Source organism: Bradyrhizobium sp. 141, from assembly GCF_023074055.1.
Taxonomy (GTDB): Bacteria; Pseudomonadota; Alphaproteobacteria; order Rhizobiales; family Xanthobacteraceae; genus Bradyrhizobium.
The window spans coordinates 218,666-244,242 of the sequence record NZ_JADPKR010000094.1 but is presented as its reverse complement, the minus strand read 5'-3'; the positions used below and the strand labels follow the sequence as shown (position 1 = coordinate 244,242).

At 64.9% G+C, this 25,577-nt stretch carries 21 protein-coding genes and 1 other RNA gene; 10 read left to right on the top strand and 12 right to left on the bottom strand.

Annotation, left to right across the window (positions count from 1 at the left end; genetic code table 11):
• Positions 1 to 6 precede the first annotated feature (6 nt).
• From IVA81_RS28600 to IVA81_RS28580, 5 genes are all read right to left on the bottom strand, one after another.
• Complete coding sequence (locus IVA81_RS28600; RefSeq protein ID WP_247324176.1) at positions 7 to 927, bottom strand: metallophosphoesterase; 921 nt, start codon at positions 925 to 927, stop codon at positions 7 to 9.
• 129 nt (positions 928 to 1,056) lie between these two features.
• The gene (ruvB, locus tag IVA81_RS28595) at positions 1,057 to 2,091 is read right to left on the bottom strand and encodes a Holliday junction branch migration DNA helicase RuvB (RefSeq protein ID WP_247324345.1); all 1,035 of its coding nucleotides are present in this window, start codon (positions 2,089 to 2,091) and stop codon (positions 1,057 to 1,059) included.
• Positions 2,092 to 2,246: 155 nt separating this feature from the next.
• On the bottom strand, positions 2,247 to 2,864 hold the full coding sequence (ruvA, locus tag IVA81_RS28590) for a Holliday junction branch migration protein RuvA (protein WP_247324174.1): 618 nt from the start codon (positions 2,862 to 2,864) through the stop codon (positions 2,247 to 2,249).
• Between the two features lie 142 nt (positions 2,865 to 3,006).
• Positions 3,007 to 3,534 (bottom strand): crossover junction endodeoxyribonuclease RuvC, encoded by a 528-nt coding sequence (gene ruvC, locus IVA81_RS28585; RefSeq protein WP_247324171.1) that lies wholly within the window; start codon positions 3,532 to 3,534, stop codon positions 3,007 to 3,009.
• A gap of 212 nt (positions 3,535 to 3,746) precedes the next feature.
• Positions 3,747 to 4,493: a YebC/PmpR family DNA-binding transcriptional regulator gene (locus IVA81_RS28580; RefSeq protein ID WP_247324170.1), complete on the bottom strand. Its 747-nt coding sequence runs from the start codon at positions 4,491 to 4,493 to the stop codon at positions 3,747 to 3,749.
• 223 nt (positions 4,494 to 4,716) lie between these two features.
• Between IVA81_RS28580 and IVA81_RS28575 the strand changes: the two genes are divergently transcribed.
• Positions 4,717 to 6,465 (top strand): methyl-accepting chemotaxis protein, encoded by a 1,749-nt coding sequence (locus IVA81_RS28575; RefSeq protein WP_247324169.1) that lies wholly within the window; start codon positions 4,717 to 4,719, stop codon positions 6,463 to 6,465.
• Positions 6,466 to 6,573: 108 nt separating this feature from the next.
• Entirely contained in the window at positions 6,574 to 7,998 is a 1,425-nt protein-coding gene (locus IVA81_RS28570) for a methyl-accepting chemotaxis protein (RefSeq protein ID WP_247324167.1), read from the top strand.
• A 495-nt stretch (positions 7,999 to 8,493) separates the two neighbouring features.
• On the opposite strand, the gene IVA81_RS28565 is transcribed toward IVA81_RS28570, so the two are convergent.
• The 5 genes from IVA81_RS28565 to IVA81_RS28545 form a co-directional block, all read right to left on the bottom strand.
• Positions 8,494 to 9,318: a TIGR00282 family metallophosphoesterase gene (locus IVA81_RS28565; RefSeq protein ID WP_247324166.1), complete on the bottom strand. Its 825-nt coding sequence runs from the start codon at positions 9,316 to 9,318 to the stop codon at positions 8,494 to 8,496.
• Positions 9,296 to 9,892 carry a 5-formyltetrahydrofolate cyclo-ligase gene (locus tag IVA81_RS28560; protein ID WP_247324165.1) on the bottom strand — a complete coding sequence of 199 codons (597 nt, stop codon included), beginning with the start codon at positions 9,890 to 9,892 and terminating at the stop codon, positions 9,296 to 9,298. Before IVA81_RS28560 ends, IVA81_RS28565 begins: the two co-directional genes overlap by 23 nt.
• A gap of 212 nt (positions 9,893 to 10,104) precedes the next feature.
• Positions 10,105 to 10,265: non-coding RNA, 6S RNA (ssrS, locus tag IVA81_RS28555), on the bottom strand.
• A gap of 162 nt (positions 10,266 to 10,427) precedes the next feature.
• The gene (locus tag IVA81_RS28550) at positions 10,428 to 10,811 is read right to left on the bottom strand and encodes a cell division protein ZapA (RefSeq protein ID WP_212088021.1); all 384 of its coding nucleotides are present in this window, start codon (positions 10,809 to 10,811) and stop codon (positions 10,428 to 10,430) included.
• The gene (locus IVA81_RS28545) at positions 10,808 to 11,128 is read right to left on the bottom strand and encodes a DUF4164 domain-containing protein (protein WP_247324164.1); all 321 of its coding nucleotides are present in this window, start codon (positions 11,126 to 11,128) and stop codon (positions 10,808 to 10,810) included. The genes IVA81_RS28550 and IVA81_RS28545 overlap by 4 nt, the downstream gene beginning before the upstream one ends.
• Positions 11,129 to 11,501: 373 nt before the next feature.
• On the opposite strand from IVA81_RS28545, the gene tkt reads away from it, so the two are divergent.
• From tkt to IVA81_RS28505, 8 genes are all read left to right on the top strand, one after another.
• On the top strand, positions 11,502 to 13,487 hold the full coding sequence (gene tkt / locus IVA81_RS28540; protein ID WP_247324163.1) for a transketolase: 1,986 nt from the start codon (positions 11,502 to 11,504) through the stop codon (positions 13,485 to 13,487).
• 148 nt (positions 13,488 to 13,635) lie between these two features.
• On the top strand, positions 13,636 to 14,643 hold the full coding sequence (gap, locus tag IVA81_RS28535) for a type I glyceraldehyde-3-phosphate dehydrogenase (protein WP_247324162.1): 1,008 nt from the start codon (positions 13,636 to 13,638) through the stop codon (positions 14,641 to 14,643).
• 142 nt (positions 14,644 to 14,785) lie between these two features.
• Positions 14,786 to 15,982 carry a phosphoglycerate kinase gene (locus IVA81_RS28530; RefSeq protein WP_247324161.1) on the top strand — a complete coding sequence of 399 codons (1,197 nt, stop codon included), beginning with the start codon at positions 14,786 to 14,788 and terminating at the stop codon, positions 15,980 to 15,982.
• Positions 15,983 to 16,039: 57 nt separating this feature from the next.
• Positions 16,040 to 17,107: a class II fructose-bisphosphate aldolase gene (gene fba / locus IVA81_RS28525; RefSeq protein ID WP_247324160.1), complete on the top strand. Its 1,068-nt coding sequence runs from the start codon at positions 16,040 to 16,042 to the stop codon at positions 17,105 to 17,107.
• A 304-nt stretch (positions 17,108 to 17,411) separates the two neighbouring features.
• A complete protein-coding gene (locus IVA81_RS28520) occupies positions 17,412 to 18,437 on the top strand; it encodes a class I fructose-bisphosphate aldolase (protein ID WP_247324159.1) in 1,026 nt (341 codons plus the stop codon).
• 3 nt (positions 18,438 to 18,440) lie between these two features.
• Complete coding sequence (locus IVA81_RS28515; RefSeq protein WP_247324157.1) at positions 18,441 to 19,109, top strand: thiamine phosphate synthase; 669 nt, start codon at positions 18,441 to 18,443, stop codon at positions 19,107 to 19,109.
• An 8-nt stretch (positions 19,110 to 19,117) separates the two neighbouring features.
• On the top strand, positions 19,118 to 20,200 hold the full coding sequence (locus IVA81_RS28510; RefSeq protein ID WP_247324155.1) for a tetratricopeptide repeat protein: 1,083 nt from the start codon (positions 19,118 to 19,120) through the stop codon (positions 20,198 to 20,200).
• Between the two features lie 97 nt (positions 20,201 to 20,297).
• Positions 20,298 to 21,089 carry an inositol monophosphatase family protein gene (locus tag IVA81_RS28505; protein ID WP_247324154.1) on the top strand — a complete coding sequence of 264 codons (792 nt, stop codon included), beginning with the start codon at positions 20,298 to 20,300 and terminating at the stop codon, positions 21,087 to 21,089.
• A gap of 26 nt (positions 21,090 to 21,115) precedes the next feature.
• Here the strand turns inward: IVA81_RS28505 and IVA81_RS28500 are convergent, their stop codons facing one another.
• Together IVA81_RS28500 and IVA81_RS28495 are read right to left on the bottom strand one after the other, a co-directional pair.
• The gene (locus tag IVA81_RS28500) at positions 21,116 to 22,243 is read right to left on the bottom strand and encodes an AAA family ATPase (protein WP_247324153.1); all 1,128 of its coding nucleotides are present in this window, start codon (positions 22,241 to 22,243) and stop codon (positions 21,116 to 21,118) included.
• A 172-nt stretch (positions 22,244 to 22,415) separates the two neighbouring features.
• Entirely contained in the window at positions 22,416 to 25,577 is a 3,162-nt protein-coding gene (locus IVA81_RS28495) for a multidrug efflux RND transporter permease subunit (protein WP_247324152.1), read from the bottom strand.

Sequence of the window (25,577 nt, the reverse complement as noted above, 5' to 3'; positions counted from 1 at the left end):
GCGCAGCTAGGACACAATTGCTCCCGTCCTGCCCAGCGTCACCTCGACGATCTCCGGCGGCACGCCGACACGGAGCGGCATGATGCTGCAACCAAGGCCGCCGGAGATGATGACGTCGCATTTCAGCCTGACATGACCATAGGCGAGCCGGATGCCATGCTGCGGCGGTACCGCTGGCGACCAGCCCAGCAAGCGGACCTGGCCACCATGGGTGTGGCCGGACAGTTGCAGCGCGACGCGTGCGGGCACGCGCGGCGCGATGTTGGGCTCATGCGCCAGCAGGATGATCGGCGCATCGTCCGTGACCTTGGCGAGCGTGGCGCTGAGATCGTCGGCGCCGAACCGCACCATACTCCGAAACCGGCGCGCCGGCAGGAAGGCGAGCTGATCGCCCAAGCCGGCGAGCCAGAACGGACGGCCGTCCTTGGTGAGGCGTACGACGTCGTTCTCGTAGACGGGAATGCCGGCGGCTTCCAGCGCACGATGCGCGATGGTCGGCCCGTGCCCGGTCCGCTGCACCGTCCTGTCGTCCCAATAATCGTGGTTGCCCATGACGGCATGGACGCCCAGCGGCGCCTTGAGCCCGGCCAACACTCGGGCCCATTCGCTCGACGGAATGAAGCGCGTGACCTGATGCAGGCCGGCGACATAGTCGCCAAGCAGCACGATGATGTCAGCATTCAGCGCATTGGTGCGGTCGACGATGGCCTCGATCCGGTCCAGCGGCATCCAGGGATCGCAGGCATGGATGTCGGCGATGACAGCGATCTTCAGCGGCAGATCCGCCGGCCACTGCCGCGGCGCCGGATGATAGCGGGTGACGCGAAGCCGCAGCACCGGCTCGACGGCAACGCCATAGGCGGCGGTCGAGACGCCGAGGGCGGACAGGCCCCCGATGGAACGGATGAGATGACGACGCGTGATCATGGAAGCCCGCCTCTGATGCAGCTTCTCGATGCGATCCGATTGGAGCGGAATTGGGGTGCGCTCGTGCAGATCGTCTGCACGAGATTACCGGAAATTCATGATAGATGGAGCGCGCTGCGTGAATGCAGATCAGTCGTCGCTCTCGTCCGTGCCGAACAAGCCGAATTGTGTCGCCGCATCCCGCGAGGGTTCGGCGATGCCGAGATGGCGGAAGGCGTGCGAGGTCAGCAGGCGGCCGCGCGGGGTGCGCTGGAGATAGCCGCACTGGATCAGATAAGGCTCGATGATGTCCTCGATCGCATCGCGCGGCTCGGACAGCGCGGCGGCCATGGTCTCGACGCCGACCGGCCCGCCGCCATAGTTCATCGCGATGGTCGTGAGATAGCGGCGATCCATGGCGTCGAGCCCTGCGGCGTCGACCTCGAGCGCGCTCAGCGCGTGGTCGGCGATCTTGCGGTCGATCTTGTCGGCATCGGCAGCCGAGGCGAAGTCGCGCACGCGGCGGAGCAGACGGCCGGCGATGCGCGGCGTGCCACGGGCCCGGCGCGCGATCTCGTTGGCGCCGTCCGCGCTCATGCCGACATTGAGCACCCGGGCGCCGCGGCTGACGATGCTCTCCAATTCCTCGATCGTGTAGAAATTCAGCCGAACCGGAATCCCGAAGCGATCGCGCAAGGGATTGGTGAGCAGGCCGGCGCGCGTGGTGGCGCCGACGAGGGTGAATTTCGACAGCTCGATCTTCACCGAGCGCGCCGCCGGGCCCTCGCCGATGATGAGGTCGAGCTGAAAATCCTCCATCGCGGGATAGAGCACCTCTTCCACCGCCGGGCTCAGGCGATGGATCTCGTCGATGAAGAGCACGTCGCGTTCTTCGAGATTGGTCAGCAACGCGGCAAGATCGCCGGCCTTGGCAATCACCGGCCCTGATGTGGCGCGAAAGCCGACGCCGAGCTCCTTGGCCACGATCTGCGCCAGCGTGGTCTTGCCGAGACCGGGCGGGCCGACGAACAGCACGTGATCCAGCGCCTCGCCGCGCTTGCGCGCGGCTTCGATGAAGATCGACAGATTCTTGCGCGCCTGCTGCTGGCCGACGAAATCGGACAGCGATTGCGGCCGCAGCGCGGTGTCGCCGACATCGTCGCTGCGGCGCTCGGGCGTAACCATGCGGTTGGCCTTGGGATCGCTCACCTAGCGAGCTCCTTCAGATCGTAGGGTGGGCAAAGGCGCCCTTCGCGCCGTGCCCACCATGTCTCCGGTCGCTCGATAGATGGTGGGCACGCTTTGCTTTGCCCACCCTACGAGCTCGACCATCGACGCGGTCACTTCGCGAGTTCCTTCAATCCCAACCGAATGAGCTGCGCCGTTTCGGCGCCCTCACCCGCACTGCGCGATGCCGATGCGATGGCCGCGGCGGCCTGCGGCTGGCCGTAGCCGAGATTGACCAGTGCGGAAATGGCGTCGGCAACGGGCCGCGGTGCGCGCTGGTCGTCGACGGCGCCGGCGAGGTGCACGACGGCTGGATCGACATTGGCGAAGGCCGGCGCCTTGTCCTTCAATTCGGTGACGATGCGCTCGGCAACCTTTGGCCCGACCCCGGGCGTGCGTGCCACCGCAGCCTTGTCGCGCAGCGCGATGGCGTTGGCGAGATCGGACGGCGCCAGCGTGCCGAGCACCGCGAGCGCGACCTTGGCGCCGACGCCCTGCACGGTCTGGAGCAGGCGAAACCATTCGCGCTCCTGATCGGTGCGGAAGCCGAACAGCTTGATCTGGTCCTCGCGAACATAGGTCTCGATCGACAACACGGCCGCTTCGCCAGGCGAGGGCAGATGCTGCAAGGTGCGCGCCGAGCAATGCACCTGATAGCCGACACCACCGACGTCGAGGATGACGAAATCCTCGCCGTAGGAATCGATCAGGCCCTTGAGCTTGCCGATCATCTCGAGTCCTCGATCGCGGCAGACACTTCTCTCTCGTCATGGCCGGGCTTGTCCCGGCCATCCACGTCTTCGATACCGGCAAGAAAGAACGTGGATTCCCGGCACAAGGCCGGGCATGACGACGGCGAGATGGGGCCAACGATCATATCCCCACCACCTTCAGCCTGAGCGCCGTGCTCTGGCGGTGATGGGCGTGGGTGATGGCGATGGCGAGCGCGTCGGCGGCATCCGCGGACGGCGGCTCGGCCTTGGGCAGCAAAATCTTCAGCATCATCGCGATCTGGTGCTTGTCGGCGTGCCCGGCGCCGACCACGGTCTTCTTGACCTGGTTCGGCGCATATTCGGCGACAGAGATGCCGAACATCGCGGGCGCCAGCATGGCGACGCCGCGGGCCTGGCCGAGCTTCAGCGTCGCAACGCCGTCCTTGTTCACAAAGGTCTGCTCGACCGCTGCTTCCATCGGCTGGTGGCTGGACAGGACGGCCGCAAGCCCTTCATGGATCGCGAGCAGCCGGCTCGCCAGCGGCAGATCGTCCGGCGGTTCCACCGACCCACAAGCGACGTAGATCAAACGATTGCCCTCGGCCTCGATCACGCCCCAGCCGGTGCGGCGCAGGCCGGGGTCGATGCCGATGATGCGAACGGGGCCACGAATCGGGAGCGCAGTCATGGGCCAGTGATAGCGGCTGGCTGCCGTGGGGGAAACAGAAACAGAACGGAAGTAACAGGGGAAGTGGGGTGTCGTGCCCCGGGCGCGACGCAGCACGAAGTGATGCGTCGCAGAACCGGGGCCCATGTTGCGACCGGTCCTTGAGGCGCCGTGGTCCCGGTTCTGCGCAGCAGCGTTTCACGCTGCAGCGCGTCCGGGACACGAGAACGGCCCTACCCGGCCATCTTCGCCATCAGCGCGTCCGACACCTCGAAATTGGCGTAGACGTGCTGGACGTCGTCATGCTCGTTGAGCAAATCCATCAGCTTGAGCAGCTTCTCGCCGGTCTCGTCGTCGACCGTAACAGTGTTCTGCGGCTTCCAGATCAGCGCGGCCTTGCGCGGCTCGCCGAACTTGGCTTCCAGCGCCTTGGCGACGTCGCGATAACCTTCGGTCGAGGCGTAGATCTCGTGACCGCCTTCGCCGGAGACGACGTCGTCGGCGCCGGCCTCGATCGCGGCATCGAGCACGGCGTCGTCGGAGGCGACACTGCGGTCGTATTCAATGATTCCGGTGCGGTCGAACATGAAGGAGACCGAGCCGGTTTCGCCGAGATTCCCGCCCGATTTGGTGAAGAAGGAGCGGATGTCGGAGGCGGCGCGGTTGCGGTTGTCGGTCAACGCCTCGACGATGACGGCGACGCCACCGGGGCCATAGCCCTCGTAGCGGATCTCGTCATAGTTCTCGCCCTCATTGCCGAGCGCCTTCTTGACGGCGCGCTCGATATTGTCCTTCGGCATGTTCTCCTGGCGCGCCGCGATGATGGCGGCGCGCAGGCGCGGGTTCATGTTGGGGTCGGGCGTGCCCAGCTTGGCAGCGACGGTGATTTCCCGCGCCAGCTTGCCGAACAGCTTCGACTTCTGGGCATCCTGCCGCCCCTTGCGGTGCATGATGTTCTTGAATTGGGAATGTCCGGCCATGCGTGGTCTCTTGAATGGTCTTTGGAATCGGTCGCCGATGGGGTGGGAAGCGCGGCTTATAGGCCGCCGACCGACCGGAATCAAAGGGCTCTGGTTGCCTTAAGGTAGCACTGTAGAGGTAGCCGCCGTAATGGTCCGTGCCTAGAGGTCGGGCATCGTTAACCCTGATTTCATTCCAGCCTGCGAAAATAGCGTCCGCCCGTTCCACGACAAGAGAGACGTGATGGCGTTCGGACTATTTCGGAAGCGTCTGCCGGAGGCGGCTGCGCCTGCGCCGGCCCCGCAGGCTGCGCAGCCGGTTGCCAATTCCGAGCCCGTTGCCACGGCCGAAAGCGATTCGGCCCGGGAAATCCTCGAATTGCTGGAACTCGAACTCGGCGCGATGATCCGCCAGCTCGAACGCGCCGCCAATTCGGTGGCTGGGGGCGCCGAGGCGACCGCGACGACGCTTGCCGCCATCCGCGACCGCACCGATGCCCTGACCGGCCGCACCAATGCCGCGCAATCGACCGCCTCGACCTTCGCCCATGCCGCCGACAAGTTCACCCAGTCCGCGCTGGGCATCGGGGCGCAGGTCCGCGAGGCCGGCAAGCTCGCCGACGAGGCCAGCGCCGCCGCGCAGGAAGCCCGCGCCAATGTCGATCGCTTGCGCGAATCCTCTGCCGCCATCGGCAACGTCGTCAATCTGATCGCGCAGATCGCGCGGCAGACCACGCTGCTCGCGCTCAACTCGACCATCGAGGCCGCGCGCGCAGGCGCTGCCGGCAAGGGCTTCGCGGTCGTCGCCACCGAGGTCAAGGCCCTCGCGGTGCAGACGCAAGGCGCGACGGAAGAGATCACAAAGAAGATCGACGCACTCCAGCGCGACGCCGCCGGCTCTGCGGATGCCGTGCACCGCATTTCGCAGGCGATCGAGGCGATTCGCCCGGTGTTCGAGACCGTCAACGGCGCGGTCGCCGAACAGAACGCCACCACCAGCGAAGTTTCCGGCAATGCCGCCAGCGCCTCGGAGTTCATCGTCTCGGTCGGCGAGAGCGCCGCCGAGATCGATGCCGCGACCAAGGCGGCCGAGAGCCATGGCGAAAACGTCGCCAGTGCCGGCAAGGCCGTCACCACTTTTGCTCAAAAGCTGAAATCGCGTTGCGCCGTGCTGCTCCGCCAGAGCGAGCACGACGACCGCCGCAAGACCGAACGGCTGCCCTGCCATCTCAAGTTCGAGAGCGCGCACGCCGTGATGCCGGTCTATGAAATCTCGATGGACGGCGTGTTGATCGGCGGCGCGGACGCAGGCCGGCTCACACCGCAAGCGATGATCGAAGGCACGCTCGAAAACGTCGGCGCCTGCCGTCTGCGCGTGATCGAGCAATCCAAGGCCGGCGCCCGCGCGCAATTCGCCAGCCCCAATGCCGAGCTCCGCGAGAAGATCGAGGACAGGCTCTGGTCGATCCATGAGGAGAACACGGAGTTCGTGACCCGCGCCATGGAGGCGGGCAACGCGCTGACGAAGATATTTGAACAGGCGGTTGCGCGCGGCGAGGTCAAGATCGACGACCTCTTCGATACCGATTATGTCGAAATCGCCGGAACCAATCCCCAGCAATACCGCACGAAATATCTCGACTGGGCCGACCGCGCCCTGCCGCCGTTCCAGGAATCGTTCCTGGCGAAGGACCAGCGCATGGCGTTCTGCGCCATGGTCGACCGCAACGGCTTCCTGCCGGTGCACAACAAGATCTATTCACATCTGCAACGGCCGGGCGACGTGGCCTGGAACACGGCCAACAGCCGCAACCGGCGGATATTCAACGATCCGGCGGGGTTGGCGGCCGCACGCAACCTGCGATCGTATCTTGTCCAGAGTTATGCGCGCGACATGGGCAACGGGAACACCGTCATGATGCGGGAGATCGACGTCGCGATCCGCGTGCAGGGCCGTCACTGGGGTGGATTCCGCACGGCTTACAAACTGTAGTGCACGCTCAGGCAAGACGCCGAGCGCGAATCATCCCTTAAGATCGAAATTGGAATGGGAATGCCGCCGTGAGCCGGGTTGCGGCTCTGACTGGAGGACTCATCGAACATGTCCGTCGTACAACTTGCCGTCATGGACACCGGCTCGAATCGCACGCTGGCTGAACGGCTGATTGATCAGCTTGCCGACCGCATCGGCGGCCTCGGCGTGGAACTCGCCGATATTGCCGGCAACGTCCAGGAAGTCGCAAACCGCGTCGCAGGCCAGTCGGAACGGTTCCACCATCTGCAGGAGACGGCCGAGACGATGGTCTCGGCCAACCACGATATCGCCAATGCATCGCAGGCCGTGCAAACGACCACGTCCGCGGCGGTCGGCGAGATCGCGCAGTCGCGCAGCGCCGTCGACACCGCGGTCAACCACATCTCCGAGCTCGTCGCAGCGGTGGAGCGCATCGAAGCGCGCCTCAGCGCCGTCGGGTCGGCGCTGGCGCAGGTCGCGAAAGTCTCCGGCTCGATCGAGGCGATCGCGAAGCAGACCAATCTGCTGGCGCTGAACGCAACCATCGAAGCCGCCCGCGCCGGCAACGCCGGCCGCGGCTTCGCGGTGGTCGCAAGCGAGGTGAAGAACCTCGCGGAAGCCACCCGCCAGGCCACGCATCAGATCTCCGACACCGTGCGCGATCTCGACGGCCAGATCGAAGGCCTGATCGGCGAAAGCAGCGACGCTTCGCAACGCGCCAAGACCGCCGGGGAAGGGGCCCAGCAGATCTCCGGCATCATCTCGCGGGTCCAGCAGGGCTTTGCCTCCGTGGAAGCGGAGATCGGCAGCGTCACGCGCGCGGCGACGTCCAATCTCGGACATTGCGACACCGTCATCAGCGAGCTGAACGAACTCGCCAAGGGCGTCGACCTCTCCTCTCGCGATCTCAGGAGCGCCGATCAGCGGGTGACAAAGCTGCTCGACACCTCCGAAGGCCTGATCGCGCTGATCGCAGACAGCGGCGTGGAGACATCGGACGCACCGCTGATCCGCGTCGTCGTCGAGACCGCGAAGCGGATCTCGGCCGAGTTCGAGGCCGCGATCGACCGCGGCGACATCACGCTCGACCGGCTCATGGACGAGACTTACCGCGAGATCCCCGGCACCGATCCAAAACAATACCTCACCAACTACGTCGACTTCACCGATCGCGTGCTGCCCGCGATCCAGGACCCGATCCAGAAATCCGATCCCCGCATCGTGTTCTGCGTCGCCTGGGCCAAGGGCGGCTATCTGCCGACCCACAACCCGAACTACCGCCTGCCGCAGGGCAAGGACCCGGTCTGGAATAACGCCAACTGCCGCAACCGCCGCCTGTTCACCGATCGCGCGGTGAAGAAGGTTGCGGCGAACACCAAGCCGTTCCTGCTCCAGACCTACCGCCGCGACATGGGCGGCGGACAGTTCGTGCTGATGAAGGATCTGTCCTCGCCGATCGTGATCCGCGGCAAGCACTGGGGCGCCTTCCGGATGGGTTTTCGGCAGAGCTGACGGCCGGCGCGCGACGGCGCTCCGGTATCCCTGAAACAAAAACTCGAAAACAACCCCATGCACAGTAGCCGGGGTATGCGGAATCAATGGCTTAGGCGCATGGCGAAATCGTCGGCCTAGGTGCTCCGACGCGCCATGAAATCAGACCCGGTCGGCTGTCAGCGGTTTCAGCTCTTCCCGACGGAGAAGAGGCGATGCGCCCGCACTTGACCCGTCGGGCAAAACAGGGGCATAGTGCGAATATTCCGAAATGACTACTCGCCACACGCCTGATGGTGCATTGTCGAGCCGGAGTAGTCTCGCCGCAAACACCGCTACCCCTTCTCCCCTTGCGGGAGAAGGTGGCGCGAAGCGCCGGATGAGGGGTATCTATCCGCGAACACAACAGGCAGTTTCGCGCGCGGAGAGAGACCCCTCACCCGTCTCGCCGCTTACGCGACAAGCCACCCTCTCCCGCAAGGGGCGAGGGTGCACCGTGAATGCTGCGCGAAGAATTCAACTCAACCAGAATCTCGGCGTCGCCGGCTCCAGCCTTCCACCCACACGCACCGGAGCGACCCGCAGTGCGAGGCCCGTCGCGTCATCCGTCTCCACCGCGACGCCGCTGAGTGTTGCCGCACCAGCGGCCGGCTCGAAGCGGCCTGACGGAATTCCCGACGTGAACCTGCGCAGCGGCTCTTCCTTCTGCATGCCGATGATGGAATCGTAGTCGCCGGTCATGCCGGCATCGGTCATGTAGGCGGTGCCGCCGTTGAGGATCTGATGGTCGGCGGTCGGCACATGGGTATGGGTGCCGACGACGAGGCTGGCGCGGCCGTCGCAGAAGAAGCCGATGCCCTGCTTCTCGCTGCTCGCTTCGCAATGGAAGTCGACGACGATCGCATCGGCGGCAACGCCGAGCGGGCAGGCGCCGAGCTCGCGCTCCAGCGCTGCAAAGGGATCGTCGAACGGGGTCATGAAGACGCGGCCCAAAGCGTTGACCACCAGCGCATGCTTGCCGTTCTTGGTCTCGACCAAGGCGGCGCCGCGGCCGGGCGTGCCGCGCGGATAGTTTGCGGGACGCACCAGGCGCTCGGCACGCTCGATGAACACCAGGGCTTCGCGCTGGTCCCAGGAATGGTTGCCGAGCGTCACCGCGTCGGCGCCGGCATCGAGAAACTCCTGATAGATCGCTTCCGTGATGCCGAAGCCGCCGGCGGAATTCTCGCCGTTGACGACGACGAAATCGAGCGACCAGTCCTTGACCATGCCGGGCAGATATTCGGCGATGGCGTTCCGCCCGCTACGGCCGACGACATCACCCACGAAGAGAATGCGCAACTTCAGAACTCCGGAAATCGAACACGTCGGATTCGGTTAGCACATAATCCAGCGCGACGTCGTGGGATAGTGCCGGAACCGCCTTGATCTCCTGCGCTGCAAAAGCGAGCCCGATGCCGACGATATTTTTGGCCTTGCGCAAATGCGCGAAGGTGAAATCGTAATGCCCAGCACCATAGCCGATGCGATGGCCAAGGCGGTCGAACGCGGCCAGCGGCGTCAGCATGATATCTGGAATGACTTCGGCCGCTGCCGGCGACGGCTCGGGAATGCCGAGCGGGCCGAGCATCAGCCGATCGTTTGGATGGAAGATGCGGAAGATTAGCGATTGCCCCCGTGCGGTGACGCAAGGCAGCGCCAACTTTGCGCCCTCCTCGGCAAGCCTCGCGAGCAGCGGCATCGGATCGATCTCGCTGCGGATCGGCGAATAGCCGGAGATGATGCTGCCGGGCAGCAGGTCGAACGGCAGCCCGCGCTTGGCGAGCTTTGCCGCGGCGGCGGCGCGCTTCTTCTCGCTCAGCGCGTCACGCGCCGCGAGGGCTTTGGCACGGAGTTCGGCTTTCGAATTGGACATGCGCTGGGTCCCCCAAGGTCATCACCAGCCTTGTGCGCCCTTGCGCACTGGGGCGGGTGATCCAGTATTCCAGAGGCGGTCGTGATTCACACAAAGGCCGCGGCGTACTGGATGCCCCGGTCCCCGTGCGCAATTGCGCACTCGGGGGGCATGACACCACCTGTTGAACTGGCCGCAGTCGTTTCGACAGGCACAAACCAAGCAAACAACAGTGCGAAGCCGCGTACGCCGTTGAAGCACTCGATCCCGGAGTTCCCTACGAAAGTAGGTGGGCACCATATGTCCGGGCCCACGGGCCCGGCCAGGGACAGTTCCCTAAAGGATCGATAAGGCCCCGGGGATATATGGCTCCTGACGCGCGTCGCAGCCTCGCTCGCGCAATGTAACAACGATACTGACGAATCGCTAGCCCGACACAGAGGGCGGGACGGTGTTTGGACAAGTTGCTCGCGCCGCGGGCTCCCTCCCCGACCCTCCCCCGCAAGCGGGGGAGGGAGCGCACCGACTTCGCGGCGGCTATTGAGGCTCGCGGCCCCTACCCGATCGCAATCCCGTTGCCGACGGTCCGGTTCAGGACCTGGGTCGACTTCTCGATGCGCTCGGCCGCCGCGTTCAGGGCATTCACCACCGCGGTCTGCGTCATCCTGGCGCGCTCGACGGCGGCGTTGCGGAAATCGCGAAGTTCGGTCAGCTCCTGCTCCATGGCGCGGACACGATTGCCGACGTCGACCAGCTCGTCGCAGACGGTCAGCGCCGCCATCACGGTGAGGCGCGCATCGCCGATCTCGCCGAATTTTCCGCGCAGCGATTGAATCCGTGTTTCCAGGCTTTCGGCGAGCTTGAGCAGCCGCACCTCCTGGCCCTCCTCGCAGGCCATGCGGTATTGCCGGCCATTGATGGTGACGTTGATGTGGCTCATCCGTCCTCTCCGGTATCGAGCACCGAGCGTATCGTGACGATCGCGGAATCCAGCCGGTCGGAGATATCGCGGTTGGTGCGCTCGAGCTTGCGCGCCTTCACCAGCGCGCCATCGAGCTCGTCGGCAAGCCGCGAGCGATCCGCGCCGAGCGCCTGGATTCGTGCCGCAAGCTCGTTCTCGTCGCGATCGGCGTCGCGCCGCCGCTCCACCGCGCTTTCGAGCGCGTCGAGCGCCGCCGTCAGCCTCCGGGTCGCGATCTCGATCTCGACCGCGGAGGACTCCGTCATGGCGGAACTGTTGGACACGCGATCGTTCATCTAGTCAGCGGCGAAACCTGCGGCCTTTGCCAGTGGCCTTTTCCTGGGGCGTGCCGTCCGGCAAAAGACTCGGTTCGGCAAGCGGTTAGAAGCAGAAATTTACGTGGCAAGCTAGCCCAGCGCAACGCCGCCGCGAAACTATGCACCGATAGATCGGAAGGAGGTCGATCCGATTCGCCCGTTCCTCCGCACCCACGAGCCCGGCGGAAAACCGATCTCCACAGAGGCAACTTTTACGGCCAAACCGGCGTTTGATTGCCTTGGACTCCCGGAACCGAGGTGCTATCCCAGCCCCGACCTTCAGTGGCCGCCAGGCTCCTCCCGCGCGGGCGTACCTCGCCTCCAAGCGCCTCATTTCAGACGGATTTCAGACATGACGCAGGTCGAACACTCCCGTATGGCCAACGCGATCCGCGGCCTTTCGATGGACGCTGTCGAGAAGGCGAAATCGGGTCATCCCGGCCTGCCGATGGGTGCCGCCGACATTGCCACGGTGCTGTTCACGCAGTTCCTGAAATTCGACGCCGCCGCGCCCGCCTGGCCGGATCGCGACCGCTTCGTGCTCTCGGCCGGCCACGGCTCGATGCTGCTTTATTCGCTGCTGTTTTTGACCGGCAATTCCGAGATGACACTGGACCAGATCAAGCAGTTCCGCCAGGTCGACTCGCTCACCCCGGGGCATCCCGAGAATTTCCGCACCAAGGGCATCGAGACCACGACCGGCCCGCTCGGCCAGGGCATCTCGACCTCAGTCGGCATGGCACTCGCCGAGAAGATGCTCGCTGCCGAGTTCGGCAAGAAGATCGTCGATCACCACACCTACGTGCTCGCCTCCGACGGCGACCTGATGGAAGGCGTGTCGCAGGAAGCGATCGCGATGGCCGGGCACTGGAAGCTGAACAAGCTGATCGTGCTCTACGACGACAACGGCATCTCGATCGACGGCCCCACCTCGATCTCCGATTCCGTCGACCAGGTGAAGCGCTTCAAGTCGGCGGGCTGGGCGGCCGAGAAGATCGACGGCCATGACCAGGCGGCGATCGCCGATGCCATCACGCGCGCGAAGAAATCGAACAAGCCGACGCTGATCGCCTGCCGCACCACCATCGGTTTCGGCGCGCCGCACAAGGCCGGGACGTCGAAGGTGCATGGCGAGGCGCTCGGCGCCGACGAGCTCAAGGCCGCCAAGGAGAATCTCGGCATCTCGCTCGAACCGTTCGCGGTCGCCGACGACGTGCTGAAGGCGTGGCGCGCAGCCGGCAGCCGCGGCGCCGTGGCGCGCCAGGAATGGGAAACACGGCTTGGCGAACTCGGCAGCCGCAAGCGCGCCGAGTTCGAGCGCCGCCTGCGCCATGAGCGTCCGGCCTCGCTCGCAAAGGCCGTGCGCGCGTACAAGAAGGAGCTGCTGGAAAAGCCGATGACCGCGGCGACCCGCAAATCCTCGGAAGCCGTGATCGAAGTCATTGCCGGCGCGATGCCGATGGAATTCCTGGCGGGCTCGGCGGATCTTACCGGCTCCAACAACAACAAAGCGAAATCGGCGACCGCGTTCTCGGCCAAGACGCCGAAGGGCCGCTTCATCCACTACGGCATTCGCGAGCACGGCATGGCCGCCGCGATGAACGGCATCTTCCTGCACGGCGGCTTCGCACCGAACGGCGCGACCTTCCTGGTGTTCACCGACTACGCACGTCCCGCGATGCGGCTTGCCGCGCTGATGGGCTCCGGCGTCGTCTATGTGATGACCCATGATTCCATCGGCCTCGGCGAAGACGGTCCGACCCATCAGCCGGTGGAGCATCTCGCCGCGCTTCGTGCGATTCCCAATATGCGCGTGTTTCGCCCGTGCGATTCCATTGAAGTTGCCGAGTGCTGGGAGCTCGCGCTCAATCGCGTGGACGGACCGACCGTGCTGGCACTGACGCGTCAGAACCTGCCGCAGCTCCGTACCACCGCACCGAACGACAATCCCTGCGCGGCCGGCGCCTATGAGCTGGTCGCAGCCCAAGGCGAAGCCAAGGTGACGCTGTTCGCGTCCGGCTCCGAGGTTGAGATCGCGGTCGCCGCCCAGAAGCAGCTCGCCGAGCGCGGCATCGCGTCACGGGTGGTCTCCGTTCCCTCGCTCGAGCTGTTGTTAGCGCAACCAGAGGCCAAGCGCGCCGCCATCATCGGCAACGCGCCGGTCAAGATTGCGATCGAGGCCGCGGTGCGCTGGGGTTGGGACGCCGTGATCGGCCAGGATGGCGAATTCATCGGCATGCATTCCTTCGGCGAAAGCGGTCCTGCCAAGGAGCTTTACAAGCATTTCGGCATTACCGCCGAGGCCGCGGTTAACGCTGTGCTGAAGCGCGTTTCCTGAGAGTTGAGCTTGCCGCAAAAAAGGACTACGTAATCTCTCATATGATCAAGCACCGCCCGGCCGAACCGGGCGTCCGCCCCTAAAAAACCCTCGCAGGCGCGTAGTGCGCGTTGTGCGGGATGACAACGGTCATTGAAGGAGACGAAACATGGCAGTCCGCGTTGGAATTAACGGTTTTGGCCGCATCGGCCGCAACATCCTGCGGGCTATTGCCGAGTCCGGCCGCAAGGACATCGAGGTCGTCGGCATCAACGACCTCGGTCCGGTCGAGACCAACGCCCATCTGCTCCGCTTCGACTCTGTGCATGGCCGTTTCCCCGGCACCGTCACCATCGACGGCGACTCGATCAACCTCGGCGGCGGCAAGATCAAGGTGACCGCCGAGCGCGATCCCTCGAAGCTGCCCTGGAAGGATCTCGGCGTCGACATCGCGATGGAATGCACCGGCATCTTCACCTCGAAGGACAAGGCTTCCGCGCATCTGACCGCCGGCGCCAAGCGCGTGCTGGTCTCCGCGCCCGCTGACGGAGCCGATGCCACCATCGTCTATGGCGTCAACCACGACACGCTGACCAAAGATCATCTGGTCATCTCGAACGGCTCCTGCACCACCAACTGCCTCGCGCCGGTTGCCAAGGTGCTGAACGACCTCGTCGGCATCGAGACCGGCTTCATGACCACGATCCACGCCTATACCGGCGACCAGCCGACGCTCGATACGATGCACAAGGATCTCTATCGCGGCCGTGCGGCTGCGATGTCGATGATCCCGACCTCGACCGGCGCGGCGAAGGCGATCGGCCTCGTGCTGCCCGAGCTGAAAGGCAAGCTCGACGGCGTCGCGATCCGCGTGCCGACCCCGAACGTCTCGGTCGTCGACCTCAAGATCGTCGCCAAGCGCGCCACCGACGCCAAGGAAATCAACGCGGCGATGAAGCGCGCCAGCGAGCAGCAGCTCAAGGGCATCCTCGGCTACACCAATGCGCCGAACGTCTCGATCGACTTCAACCACGACCCGCACTCCTCGACCTTCCACGAGGACCAGACCAAGGTGCAGAACGGCACGCTGGTGCGCGTGATGTCCTGGTACGACAACGAGTGGGGCTTCTCGAACCGCATGGCGGACACCGCCGCTGCGATCGCGAAGGTGATCTAAGTAGCAGGTCTCGTGTCCCGGACGCGGTGCAGCGCGCTTGCGCTGCTCCGCAGAGCCGGGACCCATGTCTCCCCGCGTAGGTCCCGGTTCAGCACAGTGGCACTTCGCGCCGCAATGCGCCCGGGACAAGAGAGAGTGTCCGATGGCCAACAAATTCCGCACCCTCGACGACGTCGACGTGAAGGGCAAGCGCGTGCTGCTGCGCGTCGATCTCAACGTGCCCATGGACAATGGCCGCGTCAGCGACACGACCCGGCTCGAGCGCGTCGCGCCGACCATCACCGAAATCTCGGACAAGGGTGGCAAGGTCATCCTGCTCGCACATTTCGGCCGGCCGAAGGGCCGCGACGCCAAGGAGTCGCTCAAGCCGGTCGCGGAAGCGCTGTCGAAGGTGGTGAAGAAGCCCGTCGCCTTCGCTGAGGATTGCATCGGTGAGCCCGCGGCCAAGGCGGTAGCTAGCCTGAACGACGGCGACATTCTCTGTCTCGAAAACACCCGCTTCCACAAGGAAGAGGAAAAGAACGATCCCGCCTTCGTCGCGGAGCTCGCAAAGCTCGGTGATATCTGGGTCAATGACGCGTTCTCGGCGGCGCACCGCGCCCACGCCACGACCGAAGGCCTCGGCCACAAGCTGCCCGCCTATGCCGGCCGCACCATGCAGGCCGAGCTCGTCGCGCTGGAGAAGGCACTGGGCTCGCCGACCAAGCCTGTTATCGCGATCATCGGCGGCGCCAAGGTCTCGACCAAGATCGACCTGCTCGAAAATCTCGTCAACAAGGTCGATGCGCTGGTGATCGGCGGCGGCATGGCCAACACCTTCCTGCACGCCCAGGGCGTCGGCGTCGGCAAGTCGCTGGCCGAGAAGGATCTCGCCGCCACCGCGCTGCGCATCATGGAGAAGGCGGAAGCCGCCAACTGCGCCATCATCCTCCCGGTCGATGCGACCGTCGCCTACCATTTCGCGGCCAACGCGCCGTCGCACGCCTATGGGCTCGACGCGATCCCGGCCGACGGCATGATCCTCGACGTCGGCCCGCAATCGATCGCGCGCGTCCACGCCGCGATCGACGATGCCGCGACGCTGGTCTGGAACGGACCGCTGGGCGCGTTCGAGATGCAGCCGTTCGATCGCGGCACGGTCGCGGCCGCCAAGCACGCTGCCGAGCGCACCAAGGCCAAGAAGCTGATCTCGATCGCGGGCGGCGGCGACACCGTCGCGGCGCTCAACCAGGCCGGCGTCGGCGGCAGTTTCACCTATGTCTCGACCGCTGGTGGCGCGTTCCTTGAATGGATGGAAGGCAAGCCCCTGCCCGGCGTTGAGGTGCTGCGCATCAAGTAAGCTTCAATCGGCAAACATTGAGCGGCCTTGGAAGGCCCAAACGGGAGAAAAAGACAGATGGCTCGGATCACGTTACGTCAATTGCTCGACCACGCGGCGGAGAACGATTACGGCGTACCGGCCTTCAACATCAACAATATGGAGCAGGCGCTGGCGATCATGGACGCGGCCAACCAGGTCGACGCGCCCGTCATCATCCAGGCCTCGCGCGGCGCGCGCTCCTACGCCAACGACATCATGCTCAAGCACATGATGGACGCGGTGACCGAAATCTATCCGCACATCCCCGTCTGCGTTCATCTCGACCACGGCAACGAAGCTGCGACCTGCATGACTGCGATCCAGGCCGGCTTCACCTCCGTCATGATGGACGGCTCGCTGAAGGCCGACGGCAAGACCCCCGGCGACTGGAGCTACAATGTCGGCGTCACCAAGACCGTGACCGACATGGCACATCTCGGCGGCATCTCGGTGGAGGGCGAACTCGGCGTGCTCGGCTCGCTCGAAACCGGTATGGGCGACAAGGAAGACGGCCACGGCGCCGAAGGCAAGCTCAGCCACGACCAGCTCCTGACCAACCCGGACGAGGCCGTGAAGTTCGTCCAGGAGACCAAGGTCGACGCGCTCGCGATCGCGATGGGCACTTCTCACGGTGCCTACAAGTTCACCCGCAAGCCTGATGGCGACATCCTCGCCATGAACGTGATCGAGGAGATCCATCGCAAGCTGCCGAACATGCATCTCGTCATGCACGGCTCGTCCTCGGTGCCGCAGGACCTGCAGGAGATCATCAACGCCAATGGCGGCAAGATGAAGCCGACCTGGGGCGTGCCGGTGGCCGAGATCCAGCGCGGCATCAAGAACGGCGTGCGCAAGATCAACATCGACACCGACAACCGCATGGCGATGACCGGTCAGATCCGCAAAGTGCTCAAGGACAGCCCGGAAGAGTTCGATCCGCGCAAATATCTGAAGCCGGCGATGGAAGCCATGACCAAGCTGTGCAAGCAGCGGCTCCAGGAGTTCAACACCGCGGGGCAAGCCTCCAAGATCAAGCGGGTCCTGACCACCGCCGAAATGGCCAAGCGCTACGCCAAGGGCGAGCTGGACCCGAAGGTGGCGTGAAACCGCGCTTGCGGCAGGGCCGTCTCTTTTAGAGATTCACGAGATGTCGTCATGCCCGGGCTTGTCCCGGGCATCCACGTTCTTGGGTACCCCGGGGCAAGGCGTGGATGGCCGGGACAAGCCCGGCCATGACGCTGTGGAAGCTCGGGCGCCCCATGGCTCCGACCTCATACGCGATGCCTACCGCAGGCGGGGAGGTAAGCATCCTCCCCCCTTTACCCTGCGACGAACGTTAACTCGGCAATTGCCCGAGAACGGTCTATTTTCACGGGCAAGGGCAGAATCGTTTTGGGAGGACCTCTCGATGAATCTGACTGAGCTCAATGGGATCGCGACCGCCATGGTCGTATCAGGCAAGGGTATCCTCGCCGCCGACGAATCCTCCGGCACCATCAAGAAACGTTTTGACGCGATCGGCGTGGAATCGACCGAAGAGAACCGCCGCGACTATCGCGAAATGCTGTTCCGCTCCCAGGAAGCCATGAGCCAGTGTATTTCCGGCGTGATCCTCTACGACGAGACGATCTGGCAGGATGCCAAGGACGGCACGCCGCTGGTGAAGCTGATCGAACAGAGCGGCGCCATTCCCGGCATCAAGGTGGACGAAGGCACGCAAGCCTTGCCGATGTGCCCGGGAGAGCTCGTCACCGTCGGGCTCGACAAGCTCGCCGAGCGGCTGAAGAAATACTACGAGCGCGGCGCACGCTTTGCCAAATGGCGCGCGGTGATCGACATCGGCAGCGGGATTCCCTCGATGACGGCTATCAGCGTCAACGCCCACGCGCTGGCGCGCTATGCCGCGCTGTGCCAAGCCGCGCAGATCGTGCCGATCGTCGAGCCTGAGGTGCTGATGGACGGCGACCACGACATCGACCGCTGCTATGAGGTCACCCAACGCGTGCTCAACAAGACGTTTCAGGAATTGCGCGTGCAGCGCGTCGCGCTCGAAGGCATGGTGCTCAAGCCCAACATGGCGATATCAGGCAAGAAGTGCGCAAAACAGGCCTCTGTCGAAGAGGTTGCGGAGAAGACGATCCGGCTGCTGAAGGCCTGCGTGCCCGCGGCGGTGCCCGGCATCGCCTTCCTCTCCGGCGGCCAGTCGGATGAAGAGGCAACCGCCCATCTCAACGCCATGCACAAGCTCGGCAGGCTACCCTGGGGCCTGACTTTCTCCTACGGCCGCGCACTCCAGGCCGCGCCGCAGAAGGCCTGGTCCGGCAAGGCCGAGAACGTCGCGGCTGGCCAAACCGCCTTCAGCCATCGCGCGCGGATGAACGGCCTCGCCTCCAAGGGCGAATGGCAAAGCAGCCTGGAAAAGAAGGCAGCCTAGATCTTGTCGAACAAACCACCTCCGCCGCGCCCGGCGCCGCGCCTCTATCTCGCGACGCCTGTTGTCGATGATCCCGCTTCGCTTCTTGCCGAGCTGCCGGGCCTGCTCGCCGCCGCCGATGTCGCGGCCGTGCTGCTGCGGCTGAAGGAGACCGACCAGCGCACCATGATCACGCGCATCAAGGCGCTCGCACCGCCGGTCCAGAAGGCGGGTGCCGCGCTGCTGGTCGAGGACCATGCCGAGCTGGTCGCGCGTGGCGGCGCCGACGGCGCGCACCTGCCCGGCATCGCCGCGCTGAAAGAGGCGCTGCCATCGCTCAAGCCCGATCGCATCGCCGGTGTCGGCGGGCTGACGACGCGGCACCATTCCATGGATGCAGGCGAGATGGGAGCGGATTACGTGCTGTTCGGCGAGCCCGATGCGAAAGGCCAGCGTCCCTCGGCGCAAGCGATCGCGGAACGGCTGGACTGGTGGGCCGAGCTGTTCGAGCCGCCCTGCGTCGGCTTTGCGACGTCCCTGGAAGAGGCCCACGACTTCGCCGCCAGCGGCGCCGATTTCGTGCTGGTCGGCGACTTCATCTGGGCCGATTCGCGCGGGCCCAAGGCCGCGCTGATCGAGGCGGACGCTGCGATCAAGAAGGCCCATGCGACCGCTAGCCAGGAGCACGGCTAGCGCCCGACATGAAGCTCCCCTGCATCACCATATTGGCTACGCTGCTGTTCACAGCGCCCGCGGCCGCGCAGCTCCAGATCACGCCGCCGGCGACAACGCCGAGCGCGCCGGCCGAGAAGCCAAAGCCCAAGCCGCACGCGCTCACCAAGAAGAAGGAGGCCACGCCGGCGCCGAAGCCTTCGGCCTCGCCCAAGCCGGCTCCCTCCTCCAAGCCTGCCCCGGCCGCGACGGTGATCCCGGCGCCGCCGTCCGACAATTCCAACGCCGATCTGGTGTACGGCGCCTATCAACGCGGACAGTACAAGTCGGCATTCGACCTCGCCACCGCCCGCGCGCAAGCCGGCGATCCCAAGGCGATGACCATGCTCGGCGAGCTCTATTCCAACGCCATGGGCATCCGGCGCGACTATGCCAAGGCGGCCGAATGGTACAAGCGCGCGGCGGATGCCGGCGACCGCGAGGCGATGTTCGCGCTCGCTATGCTGCGCATTTCGGGCCGCGGCGGCTCGGTCGACAAGGGCGAGGCGGTCAAGCTGATGGCGTCCGCCGCCAAGCTCGGCGAGCCCAAGGCGGCCTATAACCTCGCTTTGCTCTATCTGGACGGCCAGACCCTGCCGCAGGACGTCAAGCGCTCCGCGGAGCTGCTGCGCCAGGCCGCCGACGCCGGCCTGCCCGAGGCGCAATACGCGCTTGCGACCTTCTACAAGGAAGGCACCGGCGTGGCGAAGGACCCGGAGCGCGCGGTGAGGCTGCTGCAGGCCGCCTCGCTCGCCGACAATGTCGACGCCGAGGTCGAATATGCCATCGCCATGTTCAACGGCACCGGCACGCCGATGAACCAGCCGGCCGCCGTCGCCCTGCTTCGCAAGGCATCCCGCCAGGGCAGCGCGATCGCGCAGAACCGGCTTGCGTGGGTGCTGATCAACGGCGTTGGCGTATCCGCGGACAAGGTCGAGGGCTTCAAATGGCACCTGGTGGCCAAAACCGCCGGCAAGGGCGACCCGGAGCTCGACAAGCAATTATCCGACTTGCCGGCCGAGGACCGGACCAAGGCGGAGGCCGCCGCCAAAAAATGGCTCGGAACCAAATGACTTGACCCAATGACTTGACGCAAGCGCCCCCGCAGGGCACCCAATTGCTCAAACAGGCGCGATTTCCCGCCCTTTCCCCCGATCAAGTCCAGAGCTCATGCTGTATTCCGCCACTATCAACGTCATGGTCAAGGCCGCGCGCCGTGCCGGCCGCAGTCTCAAGCGCGATCTCGGCGAGATCGAGCATCTCCAGGTCTCGCTGAAGGGGCCGGCGAATTTCGTCTCGCTCGCCGACAAGCGCGCCGAGGAGATTGTCTATCAGGACCTCGCCAAGGCTCGCCCCGGCTACGGCTTCATCGGCGAGGAAGGCGGCATGCGCGAGGGCTCCGACAAGAGCCACACCTGGATCGTCGATCCGCTCGACGGCACCACCAATTTCCTGCATGGCATCCCGCAATTCGCGATCTCGATCGGTCTTGCGCGCGAGGGCACGGTGATCGCCGGCGTGATCTACAATCCAGCCAATGACGAGCTCTACATCGCCGAGCGCGGCAAGGGCGCCTTCCTCAACGACCAGCGCCTGCGGGTGGCCGGGCGCCGCCAGCTCAACGAATGCGTGGTGGCCTGCGGCCTGCCCCATATCGGCCGCGGCGACCACGAGGAATTCCGCCGCGAGATGACCGCGATCCAGGACCGCGTCGCCGGCCTGCGCCGCTTCGGCGCCGCCTCGCTCGACCTCGCCTTCGTCGCCGCCGGCCGCCTCGACGGCTATTGGGAGCGCGATCTGCAATCCTGGGACATCGCCGCCGGTATGATCATGGTGAAGGAAGCGGGCGGGACGGTGTCGGGCGTCCTGGGCAATGACGATCCGCTGCAGACCGGTCACGTGGTCTGCGGCAACGAGTTCGTGCACGGCGAGCTGATCAAGATATTGAAGCGACCAGGGTAGCGGCACGACGGCTCGATCAGCAGCGGCTAAGAGTCGTCATCGTCGGCCTCCTCGTCCCGATATTCGCCGCCAAGGGTCAGGCCCTCGATAGCCGTGGCGCCTTTCGACTTGATGACGCGGCGAAGCGGGACAGAGCTCTCGCTCCGCAATGCCTCCATCAACTGTTCCGAATGGGTGACGATCCAGATGTCGGCCCGGCTTGATGCCTTGGCGATCAGCCGGGCCAATGGCGCTAGCAGCGATGGATGCAGGCTGGTCTCGGGTTCGTTCAGCGCGATGAACGGCGGAAGCCGATAGCCCATGAACACCGCGAGCAGACAAATATATTTCAGCGTCCCATCGGATAGTTCATGAGCCCTAAACGGCCGCGGCATATCCTCCAGCTGCAGATCGAATTCGCACGAACCGCTTTCTTCCCATGCGCGGAGTTCGGCGCCCGGAAATGCATCCTGGATTGCGTCCTGCAGGTCGGTGGCGTCCTCCCGAATTGTATAAAGCGTCGCCAGGGCCGCAGCTAAATCGCTTCCATCGGCACTGAGCGAGGGCGTCGTGATCGCCAGACACGGCTTTCGTATCGGTGATGCCGGATCGGTGCGAAAGTCATGATAGAATCGCCAGCCCAGCATCGCGTTTCTGATCAAGTCGATTTCGGGACAGTCCTTGCCATCGGAAAAACCCGCAAGCGCCGTCTCGGACGGCAGCACCGCATCTTTGTGGCTGCTCCATGCGCCGCTCTCGCCGCGGACGCTGACGAGCGAGTTTTTCCGCTCCATCAGTTGAACCGTTCGCTTACCCTGCGTCGCCTCGATACCTTCGGACTTGATCATCGGCTCGCCGGAAAACGCCGCCGCAAGCGGGGCGGGAAATCCGATCTCAATGGAATATTTGAGACGGTCGAACTTGGCCGACAACCGCAATCGCCCATCTTCGCCGCGCTTGCGAGTGCCGGACCAGCAGACTGAATTCAATCCGCCTTCGTCGGCGATCGTGCGCGTGATCCGCCCGGTCGCGGCGTCGCGCAACAGCGACAAGGACTTGTAGAGATTGGATTTGCCGACACCATTCTCGCCAACAAACACGGACAAGGGGTGGATTGGTATGGAGAGCCGACGAATGGAGCGATAGTTCGAGATCGCAATTTCGGTCGGACGCATCACGTGCTCTCAGTCGGCGGGCTGCGTGTGCATTCGCAGTAAGCCGCAGAATACACATTCGTTCAATCCAGGGATGCAGTCTGGATCGACACCTCCGAGAAAGCAAGCGAACACCCGTCTGTCGTCGCGCGGCGTGGCATCAGTTCTGAAGCAATCAGCACCGATCCCGCCTTCAGTGGCCGGTCCTTGCCGGCGCCGGCGGCCCATAAGCCTCGCCTTCCTTCGCCGCCTTCGGCTCCCGATCCCCCGCCAGCACGCGCTGCACCGAGACGAAGAATACCGGCACCATCAAGAGCGCCAGGATCACCACCGCTATCATGCCGCCCATCACGACGCTGCCGAGCGCCTGCTGGCTGGCGCCGCCTGCGCCGTGCGCGATGGCCATTGGCAGCACGCCGCAGATGAAGGCGAGACCGGTCATCAGGATCGGGCGGAAGCGCAGGCGGCAGGCCTCGATGGTGGCTTCCACCAGCGGCTTGCCTTCCTTGCGCAAGTCCTTCGCGAATTCGATGATCAGGATCGCGTCCTTTGCCGCGAGGCCGATGATCGTGATCAGGCCGACGGTGAAGTAGACGTCGTTGGGCAGGCTCCGCAGCGTCGCGGCGACGACCGCGCCGACGATACCCAGCGGCACGGTGAGCAGCACCGCGAGCGGAATGGTCCAGCTTTCATAGAGTGCGGCGAGACACAGGAACACCACGAACACCGACAGCGCCAGCAGGAACGGCGCCTGCGAGCCCGAGAGCTTCTCCTGGAGCGACTGCCCGGTCCATTCATAGCCGAAGCCGCGCGGCAGCCTGCCGGCGAGCCGCTCCATCTCGGCGATGGCGTCGCCCGAGGTGAAGCCGGGCTTCGCCTCACCGGAGATGCGCACCGCCGGATAATAGTTGAAGCCAGCGATCTGCGTCGGCCCGCGCGCCCATTCCACCGTGGCAAAGGACGAGAACGGCACCAGCTGGCCGCGGCTGTTCTTGACGTTGTAGTTGAGGATGTCCTCGGTCCGCATGCGGTCGCGGGCGTCGGCCTGCACCACGACGCGCTGCATGCGGCCGCGGTTCGGGAAGTCGTTGATGTAGTTCGAGCCGAGATTGGTCGAGATCGTGTTGTTGATGTCCTCGAAGGTGACGCCGAAGGCGCCGGCCTTCTCGCGGTCGATCATGAGATTGACCACGCCCGCCTCGGGCAGGCCCTCGATATAGACCTTCTGCAGCACCGGGCTCGCATTGGCTTCCGCGATCAGTTGATCCGCGGCGCGCATCAATTGCTGATAGCCCTTCTGGCCACGATCCTGGAGGCGGAACGAGAAGCCCGAGGAGTTGCCGAGATTGTCGATCGGCGGCGGCTGCAGCGCCGAGATTTTTGCGTCGCGGATCGACGAGCCCAGGTCGCGGTTGACGTCGTTGACGATCGCTGAAGCGGAATCCTTCGGCCCGCGCTCCGACCAGTCCTTCAAGGTGATGAAGGCCTGCGCGGTGTTCATGCCCTGGCCGGAGAAGCTGAAGCCGGTGAGGAAGGTGACGTTGTCGACACCCGGCCGTGCGGCAAGGTATTTTTCCACCTTCTCGATCACGGCCTCGGTGCGGGCATAGGACGAATCCGACGGCGTCTGCACGTCGGTGGTGATGAAGCCCTGATCGTCGACGGGCAGGAAGCCGCCAGGCAGATTGACGAAGGCCCAGGACAGGCCGACCAGCAGCGCGACATAGACCAGCATCAGGCGGCCGGTGCGGTTCAGCGAGAAGCCGACGGTGCGCGAATAGCGTTCCTTGACGCCTTCGAGCATGCGGTTGAACCAGCCGAACACGCCCTTCTTCGCGTGACCGTGACCGGCCGCGACGGGCTTGAGCAGGGTCGCGCACAGCGCCGGTGTCAACGACAGCGCAAGGAAGGCGGAGAAGCCGATCGCGGCGACCATGGTCACCGAGAACTGGCGATAGATGATGCCGACCGATCCCGGGAAGAATGCCATCGGCACGAACACTGCCATCAGCACCAGCGTGATGCCGATGATGGCGCCGGATATCTGCGACATCGCCTTGCGCGTCGCTTCCTTCGGCGGCAGGCCCTCCTCGGACATGATGCGCTCGACGTTCTCGACCACGACGATGGCGTCGTCGACGAGGATGCCGACCGCGAGCACCATGCCGAACATCGAGAGCATGTTGATGGAGTAGCCGGCGAGCAGAAGCGTGGTGCAGGCGCCCAGAAGCGCCACGGGCACCACGATGGTCGGGATGATGGTATAGCGGATGTTCTGGAGGAACAGGAACATCACCACGAACACCAGCACCACGGCTTCGACCAGCGTCGTCAGCACCTTCTTGATCGAGGCCTCGACCACGGGCGTGATGTTGTAGGGGATCTCGTAGGAGATGTTGGCCGGGAAGAAGCGCGACAGCTCCTTCATCTTCTCTTCGACCGCGCTCGCGGTCGCCAGCGCGTTGCCGGTCGGCGACATCAAGACGGACAGACCCGCGGTCGGCTTGCCGTCGAGCCGCGTGTTGAACTGGTAGCTGAGACCACCGACCTCGACGCGCGCGACGTCGCGCAAGCGCACGGTCGAACCGTCGGCATTGGCGCGCAGGATGATGGCACCGAATTCATCCGGCGAAGAGAGCTGGCCTTTGACCAGCACCAGAGCGGAGGTGCGCTGGTTCGACGTCGACGGCTCGGCGCCGATGCTGCCCGAAGCCACCTGCGCGTTCTGCGCGGCAATGGCCTTGTTGACGTCGTCGGCGGTCAGCCCGTAGCCGACGAGCTTGGCCGGATCGACCCAGACGCGCAAGCTGCGCTCGGTCGAGTACAGCGTGGCGCGGCCCACGCCGGGAATGCGGCGGACCTCGCCCAGCACGTTGCGGATCATGAAGTCGCCGAGGCCGACCTCGTCGAGGCTGCCATCGGTCGAGTTCAGCGTGATGATCTGCAGCACCGCGCTGGAGGCTTCCTCGATCAGGATGCCCTGCTGCATCACCGCGCGCGGCAGGCGCGCCTCGACGCGCTTGATACGGTTCTGCACCTCGACCGAGGCGGCGCTGGTATCGGTGCCCGGCTGGAAGTTGGCGATGATCTCGACTTGGCCGAGCGAGTCGCTGGTCGATTCGAAGTTGAGGATGTTGGCAGCGCCGTTGAGCTCCTCTTCGATCAGCCGCGTGACGCTGTTGTAGAGGTTTTCGGGCGAGGCGCCGGGATAGCTGGTCGAGATCGAGATCGAGGGCGGCGCGATGATCGGATATTGCGCGATCGGCAGCAGCGGCACGGCGATCGCGCCGATCAAGCAGATGAACAGCGCGACCACCCAGGCGAAGATTGGCCTGTCGATGAAGAAGCTCGCCAT

Bases quoted from the DNA above. Each gene is read 5' to 3' on its own strand.
- IVA81_RS28600 (WP_247324176.1), bottom strand. From the start codon at position 927: ATGATCACGCGTCGTCATCTCATCCGTTCCATCGGGGGCCTGTCCGCC.
- ruvB (WP_247324345.1), bottom strand. From the start codon at position 2,091: ATGGTTACGCCCGAGCGCCGCAGCGACGATGTCGGCGACACCGCGCTG.
- ruvA (WP_247324174.1), bottom strand. From the start codon at position 2,864: ATGATCGGCAAGCTCAAGGGCCTGATCGATTCCTACGGCGAGGATTTC.
- ruvC (WP_247324171.1), bottom strand. From the start codon at position 3,534: ATGACTGCGCTCCCGATTCGTGGCCCCGTTCGCATCATCGGCATCGAC.
- IVA81_RS28580 (WP_247324170.1), bottom strand. From the start codon at position 4,493: ATGGCCGGACATTCCCAATTCAAGAACATCATGCACCGCAAGGGGCGG.
- IVA81_RS28575 (WP_247324169.1), top strand. From the start codon at position 4,717: ATGGCGTTCGGACTATTTCGGAAGCGTCTGCCGGAGGCGGCTGCGCCT.
- IVA81_RS28570 (WP_247324167.1), top strand. From the start codon at position 6,574: ATGTCCGTCGTACAACTTGCCGTCATGGACACCGGCTCGAATCGCACG.
- IVA81_RS28560 (WP_247324165.1), bottom strand. From the start codon at position 9,892: ATGTCCAATTCGAAAGCCGAACTCCGTGCCAAAGCCCTCGCGGCGCGT.
- IVA81_RS28550 (WP_212088021.1), bottom strand. From the start codon at position 10,811: ATGAGCCACATCAACGTCACCATCAATGGCCGGCAATACCGCATGGCC.
- IVA81_RS28545 (WP_247324164.1), bottom strand. From the start codon at position 11,128: ATGAACGATCGCGTGTCCAACAGTTCCGCCATGACGGAGTCCTCCGCG.
- tkt (WP_247324163.1), top strand. From the start codon at position 11,502: ATGACGCAGGTCGAACACTCCCGTATGGCCAACGCGATCCGCGGCCTT.
- gap (WP_247324162.1), top strand. From the start codon at position 13,636: ATGGCAGTCCGCGTTGGAATTAACGGTTTTGGCCGCATCGGCCGCAAC.
- IVA81_RS28530 (WP_247324161.1), top strand. From the start codon at position 14,786: ATGGCCAACAAATTCCGCACCCTCGACGACGTCGACGTGAAGGGCAAG.
- fba (WP_247324160.1), top strand. From the start codon at position 16,040: ATGGCTCGGATCACGTTACGTCAATTGCTCGACCACGCGGCGGAGAAC.
- IVA81_RS28520 (WP_247324159.1), top strand. From the start codon at position 17,412: ATGAATCTGACTGAGCTCAATGGGATCGCGACCGCCATGGTCGTATCA.
- IVA81_RS28510 (WP_247324155.1), top strand. From the start codon at position 19,118: ATGAAGCTCCCCTGCATCACCATATTGGCTACGCTGCTGTTCACAGCG.
- IVA81_RS28505 (WP_247324154.1), top strand. From the start codon at position 20,298: ATGCTGTATTCCGCCACTATCAACGTCATGGTCAAGGCCGCGCGCCGT.
- IVA81_RS28500 (WP_247324153.1), bottom strand. From the start codon at position 22,243: ATGCGTCCGACCGAAATTGCGATCTCGAACTATCGCTCCATTCGTCGG.
- IVA81_RS28495 (WP_247324152.1), bottom strand. From the start codon at position 25,577: ATGGCGAGCTTCTTCATCGACAGGCCAATCTTCGCCTGGGTGGTCGCG.